Origin of the sequence: Cellulomonas sp. NS3 (assembly GCF_024757985.1) — a bacterium.
GTDB lineage: Bacteria > Actinomycetota > Actinomycetes > Actinomycetales > Cellulomonadaceae > Cellulomonas_A.
Genome location: NZ_CP103289.1, coordinates 1 through 12624, shown reverse-complemented (window position 1 = coordinate 12624; position 12624 = coordinate 1). Strand labels below are relative to the sequence as shown.

8 protein-coding genes are annotated in these 12624 nt (G+C 71.6%); all 8 read right to left on the bottom strand.

Translation table 11 applies throughout. The features are described 5' to 3' along the window. Positions 1 to 45: 45 nt before the first annotated feature. The 8 genes from NXY84_RS00040 to dnaA all read right to left on the bottom strand — a co-directional run bounded on the left by NXY84_RS00040 (position 46) and on the right by dnaA (position 12624). Positions 46 to 876: a DUF3566 domain-containing protein gene (locus tag NXY84_RS00040; protein WP_258725111.1), complete on the bottom strand. Its 831-nt coding sequence runs from the start codon at positions 874 to 876 to the stop codon at positions 46 to 48. Continuing rightward, positions 873 to 3485, bottom strand: a complete 2613-nt coding sequence (gyrA, locus tag NXY84_RS00035) for a DNA gyrase subunit A (RefSeq protein ID WP_258725110.1) — start codon at positions 3483 to 3485, stop codon at positions 873 to 875. The genes NXY84_RS00040 and gyrA overlap by 4 nt, the downstream gene beginning before the upstream one ends. Before the next feature lie 87 nt (positions 3486 to 3572). After that, positions 3573 to 5645: a DNA topoisomerase (ATP-hydrolyzing) subunit B gene (gene gyrB / locus NXY84_RS00030; protein ID WP_258725109.1), complete on the bottom strand. Its 2073-nt coding sequence runs from the start codon at positions 5643 to 5645 to the stop codon at positions 3573 to 3575. Between the two features lie 265 nt (positions 5646 to 5910). Next, entirely contained in the window at positions 5911 to 6855 is a 945-nt protein-coding gene (locus NXY84_RS21695; protein ID WP_309485032.1) for a DciA family protein, read from the bottom strand. Next, positions 6845 to 8188 (bottom strand): DNA replication/repair protein RecF, encoded by a 1344-nt coding sequence (locus NXY84_RS00020; RefSeq protein WP_258725108.1) that lies wholly within the window; start codon positions 8186 to 8188, stop codon positions 6845 to 6847. The genes NXY84_RS21695 and NXY84_RS00020 overlap by 11 nt, the downstream gene beginning before the upstream one ends. 8 nt (positions 8189 to 8196) lie before the next feature. Next, a complete protein-coding gene (gene gnd, locus NXY84_RS00015) occupies positions 8197 to 9129 on the bottom strand; it encodes a phosphogluconate dehydrogenase (NAD(+)-dependent, decarboxylating) (protein WP_258725107.1) in 933 nt (310 codons plus the stop codon). Between the two features lie 170 nt (positions 9130 to 9299). After that, positions 9300 to 10430 (bottom strand): DNA polymerase III subunit beta, encoded by a 1131-nt coding sequence (gene dnaN, locus NXY84_RS00010; RefSeq protein ID WP_258725106.1) that lies wholly within the window; start codon positions 10428 to 10430, stop codon positions 9300 to 9302. 739 nt (positions 10431 to 11169) lie between these two features. Next, a complete protein-coding gene (dnaA, locus tag NXY84_RS00005; RefSeq protein ID WP_258725105.1) occupies positions 11170 to 12624 on the bottom strand; it encodes a chromosomal replication initiator protein DnaA in 1455 nt (484 codons plus the stop codon).

Below are 12624 nucleotides of genomic sequence, written 5' to 3'. Positions count from 1 at the left end.
GATGAGACTACCGCAGCGCGGCACCCGGCCCAAACCGGGTTCCGCTCACTCGTCCGTCAGCGTGAGGTGCACCCCGCCGACCAGCGCGGCCGTGAGGTTGTAGAGGAATGCGCCGATGGTCGAGAGCGCGGTGATGAGGAAGACGTCGATGACGGCGACGAGGGTCGCCGCGGAGACGATCCGCTGGAACTCGACGTACTCGAGGATGTTCACGGGGCTCTCGGCGCCGAGGACCTCGCGCACGAGCGAGTCGGCCTTGGCGAAGACCTGCATGCCGTCGAGCGTGAGCCACACGACGGCCGCGGCGACCACGATCATGATGCCGATCGCGACGGAGAGCAGGAACGCGAGCTTCATGACCGACCAGGGGTCGACGCGCGAGAGCGCGAGACGCACCCGGCGCGGTGCCCCGGGGACGGCCTTCATGCTCCCGGTCGCGGGACGCGGGGACTGGCCGTTGACGGTGCGCTGCGCACCGGTCGCGGTGGCGCTCATGGTCCGCTCCTCGGCACGCGGGTGGGCGGCCGACGCGAGGGCGGCCTGGGTCTTCGCTGCGGCCTTCTTGAGGGAGGACGCGACAGAGCCGACCGCGACCTGCAGGGGCGACGGCTCCTCGGGGTCGGCCGGCGGCGGCGGGTCCACGGCGGTCCGCGTCGACGAGGGCGCCGGGCGCTCCTCGGTGCGCGGCGCGGGCGTGTCCACGGGCTCGCGCGACGGCGTGTCCGCGTACGCCGCACCGGGCGCCGGGGGCGCCTCGGTGTCGACCGCGGCCGAGCCGGCGGGCCTCAGCGGAGGCGTGGACGACGACGGGCGGGTCGCCGGTGCCGTCGGCCGCTTGCGCGGCGGGATCGACGGAGGGGCGGACTCGCTGCTCATGCATCCTCCTGCGCGGATGTCTCCGCGGCGGTCGGTGCGTCCGACCCGCCCTGCGTAGTGGCGTCAGTGTCCGCCGCGACGGCGTCCCCCGACTCGTTCTCGTCGTCCACGGTACCCGCATCGTCCGCCAGGTGGCGCTCGATGTTGCGGGCGACCGCGATGATGCGGTCGTTCGCGTCCGGCTTGGCGAAGATCACGCCCTGCGTCGCGCGACCGGTCGCGTTGACCTCGGAGGTCGCGGAGCGGACGATCTTGCCCCGCTCCATGATCACCAGGACCTCGTCCTCCGGGTCCGTCACGAGCGCCCCGACGAGGTCGCCGTTCGCCTCGGGGAGGTTCGCGACCTTGATGCCGAGGCCGCCGCGGCCCTGGACCCGGTAGTTGTCGGTCGTCAGCGCGGTGCGCTTCGCGATCCCGCCCTGGGTCACGGTGAACAGGAAGGCGTCGTCGGTCACGACGTCCATCGCGAGCAGCTCGTCGTCGGAGCGGAACTTCATCCCCGTGACGCCGGACGTCGCGCGGCCCATCGGGCGCAGCGCGTCGTCGGTCGCCGTGAAGCGGATCGACTGGCCCTTGCGCGAGACGAGGATGAGGTCGTCGGTCGAGTCGACGATGCGCGCCGACACGAGCTCGTCGGGGTTGCCCTCGTCGTCCTCGCGCAGGTTGATCGCGATGACGCCGCCCGAGCGGTTGGAGTCGTACTCCGAGAGGCGGGTCTTCTTGACCAGGCCGCGCTTGGTCGCGAGGACCAGGTACTCGGCCTGCTCGTAGTCGCGGATGTCGAGCACCTGCGCGATCTTCTCGCCGGGCTGGAACGCGAGCAGGTTCGCGACGTGCTGGCCCTTGGCGTCGCGGCCGCCCTCGGGCAGCTCGTACGCCTTCGCGCGGTAGACGCGGCCGAGGTTCGTGAAGAACAGCAGCCAGTGGTGCGTCGTCGTGACGAAGAAGTGGTCGACGATGTCGTCCTCGCGGAGCTGGGCCCCGCGCACGCCCTTGCCGCCGCGGCGCTGCGCCCGGTAGTTGTCGCTGCGCGTGCGCTTCACGTAGCCGCCGCGGGTGATCGTGACGACCATCTCCTCCTCGGCGATGAGGTCCTCGATCGAGACCTCGCCGTCGAACGGGAGGATCTTCGTGCGGCGGTCGTCGCCGCTCTTCGCGACGATCTCGGCGAGCTCCTCCTTGACGATCGTCCGCTGGCGGACGTCGGAGGCGAGGATGTCGTTGAGCTCGGCGATGACGGCCTCGAGGCGCGCGTGCTCGTCGAGGATGTTCTGGCGCTCCAGGGCGGCGAGCCGGCGCAGCTGCATTGCGAGGATCGCGTTCGCCTGGATCTCGTCGATCTCGAGCAGGTCCATGAGGCCCGTGCGCGCCTGGTCGGCGTCGGGGGAGCGGCGGATGAGCGCGATGACCTCGTCGAGCGCGTCGAGCGCCTTGAGCAGGCCGCGGTAGATGTGGATGCGCTCCTCGGCCTGGCGCAGGCGGTACTTCGTGCGCCGGACGATGACCTCGAGCTGGTGGGACGTCCAGTGCCGGACGAACGCGTCGATGCTGAGCGTGCGCGGGACCCCGTCGACCAGCGCGAGCATGTTCGCGCCGAACGTGTCCTGCAGCTGCGTGTGCTTGTAGAGGTTGTTCAGCACGACCTTGGCGACCGCGTCGCGCTTGAGCACGATCACGAGGCGCTGGCCCGTGCGGCCCGACGTCTCGTCGCGGATGTCGGCGATGCCGGTGATCCGGCCGTCCTTGACCAGGTCCGCGATCTTCAGCGCCAGGTTGTCGGGGTTCACCTGGTACGGCAGCTCGGTGACGACGAGGCAGATCCGGTTCTGGATCTCCTCGACCTGCACGACGGCCCGCATCGTGATCGAGCCGCGACCGGTGCGGTACGCCTCCTCGATGCCGCGGTGGCCGAGAATCGTCGCGCCCGTCGGGAAGTCCGGGCCCTTGATGCGCTCGAGCAGCGCGTCGAGCAGCTCCTCGTTCGACGCCTCCGGGTGGTCCAGGTGCCACTGCACGCCGTCGGCGACCTCGCGCAGGTTGTGCGACGGGATGTTTGTCGCCATGCCGACCGCGATGCCCGCCGAGCCGTTGACCAGCAGGTTCGGGAAGCGCGAGGGCAGGACCGACGGCTCCTGGGTGCGGCCGTCGTAGTTGTCCTGGAAGTCGACGGTGTCCTCGTCGATGTCGCGGACCATCTCCATCGACAGCGGCGCCATCTTGCACTCGGTGTACCGCGGCGCGGCGGCCGGGTCGTTGCCGGGGGAGCCGAAGTTCCCCTGGCCCCACACGAGCGGGTACCGCATCGACCAGTCCTGCACGAGGCGGACCAGCGCGTCGTAGATCGACGTGTCGCCGTGCGGGTGGAACTTGCCCATGACGTCGCCGACGACGCGGCTGCACTTCGAGAACTGCCGGTCCGGGCGGTAGCCGCCGTCGTACATCGCGTACAGGACGCGGCGGTGCACCGGCTTGAGGCCGTCCCGCACGTCGGGGAGCGCGCGTCCGACGATCACGGACATCGCGTAGTCCAGGTAGGACCGCTGCATCTCGAGCTGCAGGTCGACCTGGTCGATGTTCCCGTGCTCGGCGCCGGCGAAGTTGTCAGTCAACGGTTCGGTCCTCTTGTTCAGGCTCGGTGCTGCTCAGGTGCTGCTCAGTCCAGGGCGTGCGGGGTGGGCGCTCGTGGGCGGCGCCGCTCAGATGTCGAGGAACCGCACGTCCCTCGCGTTGCGCTGGATGAACGAGCGCCGGGCCTCGACGTCCTCACCCATGAGCACCGAGAAGATCTCGTCGGCGGCCGCGGCCTCGTCGAGGTTGACCTGCAGGAGCGTGCGGTGCTCGGGCGACATCGTGGTCTCCCACAGCTCCGAGTAGTCCATCTCGCCGAGACCCTTGTAGCGCTGGATCGCGTTGTCCTTGGGGATCCGCTTGCCGGCGGCCTGGCCGTCCTTGAGGTACTGGTCGCGCTCACGGTCCGAGTACACGTAGTCGTGCGGCGCGTTCGACCACTTGATCCGGTACAGCGGCGGCTGCGCGAGGAACACGTTGCCGTTCTCGATGAGCGGGCGCATGTACCGGAACAGCAGCGTGAGCAGCAGGGTGCAGATGTGCTGGCCGTCGACATCGGCGTCGGCCATGAGCACGATCTTGTGGTACCTCAGCTTCGCGAGGTCGAAGTCCTCGCCGATGCCGGTCCCGAACGCCGTGATGAGCGCCTGGACCTCCTGGTTGGCGAGCGCCTTGTCCAGGCGGGCCCGCTCGACGTTGAGGATCTTGCCGCGGATCGGGAGGATCGCCTGCGTGCGCGGGTTGCGGCCGCGGACCGCCGAGCCCCCGGCCGAGTCGCCCTCGACGATGAAGATCTCGCACTCCTCCGGGCGGTTCGACTGGCAGTCGCGCAGCTTGCCCGGCATGCCGCCCGACTCCAGCAGGCCCTTGCGCCGGGTCGCCTCGCGGGCCTTCCGGGCCGCCATGCGCGCCGCCGCCGCCTGGATCGACTTGCGGATGACGTCGCGCGCCTCGGTCGGGTGCGAGTCGAGCCAGTCGCCCAGCTGCTCGTTGACGACGCGCTGCACGAACGCCTTCGCCTCGGTGTTGCCGAGCTTCGTCTTCGTCTGGCCCTCGAACTGCGGCTCACCGAGCTTGATGGAGATGACGGCCGTGAGCCCCTCGCGGATGTCGTCGCCCGTGAGGTTCTCGTCCTTCTCCTTGATGATGTTCTTCTCGCGCGCGTAGCGGTTGATGAGCGAGGTCATCGCCGCGCGGAAGCCCTCCTCGTGCGTGCCGCCCTCGGTCGTCGTGATCGTGTTCGCGTACGTGTGCACCGACTCCGAGTAGGCGTTGGTCCACTGCATCGCGATCTCGACGGAGATGCGGCGCTCGGTGTCCTCCGACTCGAAGTCGATGATCTCCGGGTGGACGACCTCGACCTTCTTCGCCGAGTTCAGGTGCTTGACGTAGTCGACGAGCCCGCCGTCGTACTTGTACGTGACCGTGCGGCCCGCGGACGTCTCCTTCGCGGCGTCGGGCGCCTCGTCGGTCGCCGGGGCGTCGGTGATCTCGTCGCCCGTGCCGGTGTGCTCGGGGCGCTCGTCGGTCAGGGAGATCTGCAGGCCCTTGTTGAGGAACGCCATCTGCTGGAACCGCGCGCGCAGCGTCTCGAAGTCGTACTCGACGGTCTCGAAGATCGACGGGTCCGCCCAGAAGGTCTGCGACGTGCCCGTCTCGTCGGTCGCCTCCTTCTTGCGGAGCTCGCCGTTCGGCTTGCCGCCGTCGTGGAAGGACTGCTCCCACACGAAGCCGTCGCGCTTGACGACCGTCTCGACGCGCGTGGACAGCGCGTTGACGACCGAGATGCCGACACCGTGCAGACCGCCCGAGACCGCGTAGCCGGCGCCGCCGAACTTGCCGCCCGCGTGCAGGATCGTCATGACGACCTCGACGGTCGGCCGGCCCTCGGTCGGGTGGATGGCGACGGGGATGCCACGGCCGTTGTCGACGACGCGCACGCCGCCGTCCGCGAGCAGCGTCACCTCGATGTGGTCGCAGTAGCCGGCGAGCGCCTCGTCGACCGAGTTGTCGACGACCTCGGAGACGAGGTGGTGCAGCCCGCGCGCGCCCGTCGAGCCGATGTACATGCCCGGGCGCTTGCGGACGGCCTCGAGCCCTTCGAGGACGGTGATGGCGCTCGCGTCGTATCCGCCGTTGGACGATGCGGGGGTGGTGCCGTCGGGTGTGCTGGTTCCGGCGGTGCTGCTCTGCTCGGCCACGGGCGGTGGTGCTCCTCAAGGTCTCGCACGCGCGCGGAGGTGCCGCTGACGCCCCGGAGGGCGGATCGAGGGCAGATCACTCCACGACGCTGGAGTTCCGGGCGCAGACGCGCCAGGAATGACCTTCACAGTCTACCTGGCGGACGAGCCTGGACCCCCGATGTACGGGCACCTCACCCCACGGGTGTCGCGGGCGGCTGCGTCGGGGTGGCCCGAGGGGCCGCCACGGGGTGGCGCGGGCGCGTCTGCGGGGTCGCGCGGGCGGTCATCCCCACGTGTCGCGGGGTCCGCGGCCGGGGACCGACCGGGGGCCTCGCCCGAACCCCGGGCCCGACGGGCCGACCACCCGGACCTCGCGCACGACACCCTCCCCGACGTCGTCGGCGAGCCGCAGCAGCAGGCGCGGCACGAGCAGCCGGACCTGCGTCGCCCACGCCGTCGAGTCGGTCCGGACCGTCAGGACGCCGTCCTGGAACGTCTCCGGCTCGCAGTGGTCGGCGATCTGGTCGCCCACCACCTCGCGCCACCGGCCGATGACCCCGCCGACCGACACGTCCTGCACCCAGCCCCGGTCGCGCAGCAGCCGGGCGAGCGTGTCGCCGACCGTCTGCGGATCGCGCGCGTCCTTGCCCGCCGAGCCCTTCGGCGGGTCCAGCGGGCGGCGACGAGGCTCCTGACCTGGGCGGAAGCCCCGGGCACGGGCTGCGGCCTTCGCGCGGTTGAGCGCCTCGCGGGCGACGAGCGCCGGGGGAGTGAGCTCGACGAGCTCGCCGATCGGGACGCCGTCGGGAGCCTTCGGCGGAGCGGGCTCGGGCAGGACGTCGTCGGCGTCGAACGGCTTCTCGACCCACGGGGTCCCGTCCTCGTCGGGCGGCTCGGGCGGTGGCGCGTCGGACGGGTGGGGCTGCGCGGGGTCGGCCGACGCTCGCGGGGTCGGTGAGCGCCGGCGACGGCGCACGGGCTCGTCGCCGGACGAGAACAGGTCGTCACCGGCGCCCGCGGGGAGCCCCGGGACGGGGCCTGTCCACAGCGGGTCCTGCGGTCCGGTGTGCCGCGGACGTCCCGGTGTCGCGGCGTCGTCCGGGGACCGGCTGCGCGTCGGGGACGTGTCCTGCTGCGCGTCCCGCCGGTCCTCGGCCCCGTCCCGCGCGGGGTCGCTCCCATCCCCGGCCCCGCGCTGCCCGCCCGTGCGCGGGCCCTCAGAGGACACGCGACACCTCGCCGGCCATGACGTCGACGCGGGCACCCGCGAGCTGCTCGGGGACGTCCCCGGCGACCGCGGCCGTGATGATCACCTGCCGGGCGGGGGCCACGAGCTCCGCGAGGCGGGTCCGGCGCCGGGAGTCGAGCTCGGCGAACACGTCGTCGAGCAGGAGCACGGGCTCGCCGTCATCGCCCCAGCCCATTGTCCACAGGTTGTCCACACCCGTGGACGACGAGGTCTCGTCCGGTCCCTGCGTCAGGAGCGTGTAGGACGCGAGGCGCAGCGCGAGCGCGAACGACCACGACTCGCCGTGGCTCGCATAACCCTTCGCCGGGAGCCCGCCGAGCGTGAGCACGAGGTCGTCCCGGTGCGGGCCGACGAGGCACACGCCCCGCTCGATCTCCTTGGGTCGCAGCCGGCCCATCGCCTCGAGCAGCTGCGCCTCGACGAGCTCGGGCGCGGGCACCGGGGCAGCGGGTGCGGCCGAGGGGCCCGTGCCGGGTGCGCCGGGAGCGCCTGCGCCGACGGGGCCGGTGCCGGGAGCGCCGTCGCTCCGACCGCCGCGCGGGCCGGGTCCGTCGCGGCCGTCCGACTGCTCGAGCGCGGCGTCGAGCGTCGAGCGGTACGACACGACCGCGGCGCCCTGACCGGAGCTGACCTGCTCGTACGCGCGCGCGACGTGCGGCCCCATCGCCGCGACGATCGCCAGCCGCGCGACGATGACCTGCGCGCCCGCCTGCGCGAGCTTCGCGTCCCACACGTCGAGCGTCCGCAGGTCGGCGCTGCCGCGCGAGCCACGCACCGCCTGCGCCGCCGACTTGAGCAGCGCGCTGCGCTGACGCAGGACGCGGTCGTAGTCGGCCAGCACGCCTGCGAGCCGGGGGGTCACGAGCACCGCGAGCTCGTCGAGGAACCGCCGGCGGCCGTCCGGGTCGCCCTTGACGAGCGCGAGGTCCTCCGGGGCGAACAGCACGGTCCGGAGCAGCCCGAGCACGTCACGGGCCCGACCGGGCGCCCCGCCGTTGACCCTCGCCCGGTTCGCCTTGCCGGGCGTGACCTCGATCTCGACGAGGCTCGTGCGCTCCGACGCCCCGGTCGCGGGGTCGGCCTCGCGCACGATCCGCGTCCGCACCACGGCCCGGGACGCGCCGGCGCGCACCAACGCCGCGTCTGACGGCACACGGTGGCTGCCGAGCGTCGCGACGTAGCCGATCGCCTCGACCAGGTTCGTCTTGCCCTGGCCGTTCGGTCCGACGAGGGCCGTGATCCCCGGCTCGAGCGGGAGCTCGACGTGCGGGTACGACCGGAAGTCGGTCAGCGAGAGGTGCGCGACATACATCGGTGGGGCTAGCCGGCCGAGGTGACGCCGCCCGGGGTCTCCGGGGCGACGTGCTGACCCGCCGCGCGCACGGCGTGCCCGCCGAACTGCTGACGCAGCGCAGCGACGGCCTTCATGGCGGGGGAGGCGCCCTGGCGCGACGCGAACCGCGCGAACAGCGCCGCGGAGATGACCGGGAGCGGGACGGCGGCGTCGATCGCCTCGTCGACGGTCCAGCGGCCCTCGCCCGAGTCCTCGACCCAGTCGTCGATCGCCGCGAGCTCGTTGTCCTCCTCGAGCGCCTTGACCAGCAGGTCCAGGAGCCACGACCGCACGACGGTCCCGCGCGTCCACGCCTTGAGCGTGCCCGGGACGTCCGTGACGATGTCCTTCGCCTCGAGCAGCTCGTAGCCCTCGGCGTACGCCTGCATCAGGCCGTACTCGATGCCGTTGTGCACCATCTTGGCGTAGTGCCCGGCGCCGACCGCGCCGGCGTGCACGAAGCCCTCCTCGCGCGGCCCCTCGGGACGCAGCACGTCGAACACCGGCAGGAGGCGCGCGACCTGCGCCTCGTCGCCGCCGACCATGAGCCCGTAGCCGTTCTCGCGGCCCCAGACACCGCCCGAGACGCCGACGTCGATGTAGTGGATCCCCTTCTCGGCGAGGGCGGCGGCGTGCACCGCGTCCTCGGCGTAGTGGGAGTTGCCGCCCTCGATGACGAGGTCACCGGCGCCGAGGAGCCCGCCCAGCTCGTCGATGACCGCACGCGTCGGCGCGCCCGAGGGCACCATGACCCACACGATCCGCTCGCCCGCCGACATCGCGGCGACGAGATCCGCGAGCGACGCGACGTCCGAGACGTCGGGGTTGCGGTCGTACCCCGTGACCTCGATGCCTCCCACGCGCAGGCGCTCGCGCATGTTGGCACCCATCTTGCCCAGCCCGACCAGTCCGATGTGCATGGGGTCAGCCTCTCGTTCGTCGTGCCGGTGCGCGACCGGGCCGTGGGGGCCGGTCGCGTGCTCCCGGGGTGGGGTGCTCCCTGGTGGGTGCGGTGCCGCCGGGCGAGCCTGCCCCGTCGAGAGCGGGACGGCGGGCCGGCACGGTGGTGCGCCCGAGGAAGCGGGGAAGGTCAGCTCGCGAACCGGATCGGCACGAGCAGGTAGCGGTACTCCTGCAGGTCGTCGCCGTCGAGCGACTCCTGCCCGGTGAACTCGACCGGCTTGTTCGGGTGCGTGAACGACATGCGCACGAACGGCGTCGTGAGCGCACCGAGGCCGTCGAGCAGGAACTGCGGGTTGAACGCGACCGAGATGTCCTCGCCGACGAGCGTCGCCTCGAGCGCCTCGGACGCCTGCGCGTCGTCGCCCTGGCCCGCGTCGAGCACGACCTCGCCCTCGGTGAACGACAGCCGGATGGGGGTGTTGCGCTCCGCGACGAGCGAGACGCGCTTCGCGGCGTCCGCCAGGGTCTGCGTGAGGACGATCGCGTGGATCGGGGTCTCGTCGGGGAACAGGCGGCGGACGGCGGGGTAGTCGCCGTCGACCAGGAGCGACGTCGTGTGGCGGCCGCCGGCCTCGAAGCCGATGAGGTCGACGCCCTGACCGGTTGCGAGCGCGACGTTGACCGAGCTCGACGAGCCGAGCGACTTCGCGGCGTCCGAGAGCGTGCGGGCCCGGACCAGCGCGACCGTCGAGATGTCCGGCGAGGCGGGCGTCCAGGTGAGCTCGCGCAGCGCGAGGCGGTAGCGGTCGGTCGCGAGGAGCGTGATCTTCTCGCCCTCGATCTCCATCCGGACGCCCGTGAGCAGCGGGAGCGTGTCGTCCCGGCTCGCGGCGATGGTCACCTGGGCGACCGCGTGGGTCAGGGCGTCGCCCTCGACCGTGCCGGTGACCGCGGGCATCGCGGGGAGTGCGGGGTAGTCCTCGACCGGCATCGTCAGGAGCGTGAACCGGCTCGCGCCGCAGGTCACGGTGACCTTGGTGCCGTCGAGCACGACGTCGACCGGCTTGGCCGGCAGCGCGCGCGAGATCTCCGCGAGCAGGCGGCCCGAGACCAGGACCGTGCCGGGCTCGCTCACGTCGGCGGCGATCTCCGAGCGGGCCGAGACCTCGTAGTCGAAGCTCGAGAGCTGGAGCGTGCCCGAGGCGTCGGCCTCGATGCGCACGCCCGCGAGCACCGGGACCGGGGGGCGGGTCGGCAGGCTGCGAGCCGTCCACGTGACTGCTTCGGCGAGAACGTCACGGTCGACGCGGAACTTCATGCCCCACCCTCTCGGTCCTGGGGTCGCCGGACGCCGGTGACCCGCCGGCCCACGGCGGTCGAGCCGCAGGCGCTGCGAACCCGCGCTCGTGAGGATCAGCGCCGCGGGACGACATGCGAGGGGACGCCTGGCTGCGGTGCGGGAGCACGGGTTGCTCGGAAGACTACGCGAGTGGCGATGACGCCGGTACCGGACTGTGGACGGCGTCGTCGGTGAGTCCTCGGCCGTCGTCGCGCTGCCCCAGCGCCCCTCGGTCGGTCGATCGGCCCAGGAGGTCTTCGAAGGTGTGTGGATTTCTCCGCTGAAGATGAGTCGTCATCGTCATAGCGTCTGTGCACTCTGTGGACAAAGGCCGTTTCCGCAGGTCAGCGCCGCTGTGGCCGTGTGCACGGCGTGTGGGTCGGACCCGTGGACATCTCCGGGCCCCGGTGGACGGGAAGAATCGCCACGGCGTCGTCCACGGGGACGGGGTGTGTCGTCCACATGCGCGCAGCGTGTCGTCCACCGTCATCCACAGGTGTGTGCACAGGTGTGAACATTCGTCCCATGCCTCTCTTGGGCTCGGGTCGAGGTCGTCCCCAGACTTGTGGACGGGGTGTGGACACGCGCGACGAGGCACCCCGTCTCCCGCGCGATCACGTGCGAGCGGGCCGTGCACAGGCTGGGGACGCCCACCCGAGCGAACAGCACGAAGGGCCGGGGACACGTGTCCTCCGGCCCTTCCTGACGTCGTGGGGGCTCAGCCGCGGTTCTGCTGCTTGATCCGGTTCGTGAGCTCTGTGACCTGGTTGTAGATCGAGCGGCGCTCCGCCATGAGCTCGCGGATCTTGCGGTTCGCGTGCATCACCGTCGTGTGGTCCCGGCCGCCGAACGCCTGTCCGATCTTCGGCAGCGAGAGGTCCGTGAGCTCGCGGCACAGGTACATCGCGATCTGCCGGGCCGTCACCAGCACCCGGGAGCGCGACGAGCCGCAGAGGTCGTCGATGCTCAGGCCGAAGTACGCGGCCGTCTGCCCGATGACCTGCGTCGCGGTGATCTCGGCGGTGTTGTCGTCGGTGATCAGGTCCTTGAGGACGATCTCCGCGAGCGACAGGTCGACCTGCTGCCGGTTGAGGTTCGCGAACGCCGTCACCCGGATCAGCGCGCCCTCGAGCTCCCGGATGTTCGTCGAGATCTTCGACGCGATGTACTCGAGCACGTCGTCGGGCGCCTGGAGCTTCTCGCTGCCCGCCTTCTTGCGCAGGATCGCGATACGCGTCTCGAGGTCCGGCGGCTGCACGTCGGTGATGAGGCCCCACTCGAACCTCGACCGCATGCGGTCCTCGAACCCGTTGAGCTGCTTGGGCGGCAGGTCGGACGTGATCACGACCTGCTTGTTGGCGTTGTGGAGCGTGTTGAACGTGTGGAAGAACTCCTCCATCGTCTGTTCCTTGCCCTGCAGGAACTGGATGTCGTCGATGAGGAGCACGTCGACCTCGCGGTAGCGGCGCTGGAACGCGCCGGCCTTGTCGTCGCGGATCGAGTTGATGAAGTCGTTGGTGAACTCCTCGGAGTTCACGTACCGCACGCGCACGCTCGGGTAGAGGTTCTGCGCGTAGTGCCCGATCGCGTGCAGCAGGTGGGTCTTGCCCAGCCCCGAGTCGCCGTAGATGAACAGCGGGTTGTAGGCCTTCGCGGGCGCCTCGGCCACGGCCACCGCCGCCGCGTGCGCGAACCTGTTCGACGAGCCGATGACGAAGGTCTCGAACAGGTACTTCGGGTTCAGGCGGGCCGGCTCCGTCGGGGGGACGGGCCGGCGCGACGACGGGCGGAACGGCTCGCGGGCCGGCTCGTCGTCCTCGTCGTGGTCCGAGCCGCGCACCGGGCTGTGCTCGGCGACGGGCGTGGGGAGCGGGCGGAGCTGGGGACCGTCGCCGTCGATGGGGGCGAGGTCGGCGTCGACCGTGATCGCGAAGCGCGCCTCGCGCCCGAGCGCCGAGGACAGCGCGCTCACGACCTCCGTGCGGACGCGCGTCTCGAGGTACTCCTTGGTCAGGTCGTTGCCGACCGCGAGGAGCATCGTGCCGTCCAGGAGGCCCAGCGGCTTCGCGAGCTTGACGAAGGCGAGCTGCCGCGGCGTGATGTCCGGGCTCTGCTCGAGCTCGACGACGGCGTCGGTCCAGACACGGGTCAGCTGCTCGTCCTGTGGTGACAC

What these genes read in the sequence shown, in the direction of transcription:
- NXY84_RS00020 (WP_258725108.1), bottom strand. Translation starts at nt 8,188, where the DNA reads ATGTATGTCGCGCACCTCTCGCTGACCGACTTCCGGTCGTACCCGCAC.
- dnaN (WP_258725106.1), bottom strand. Translation starts at nt 10,430, where the DNA reads ATGAAGTTCCGCGTCGACCGTGACGTTCTCGCCGAAGCAGTCACGTGG.
- NXY84_RS00040 (WP_258725111.1), bottom strand. Translation starts at nt 876, where the DNA reads ATGAGCAGCGAGTCCGCCCCTCCGTCGATCCCGCCGCGCAAGCGGCCG.
- gnd (WP_258725107.1), bottom strand. Translation starts at nt 9,129, where the DNA reads ATGCACATCGGACTGGTCGGGCTGGGCAAGATGGGTGCCAACATGCGC.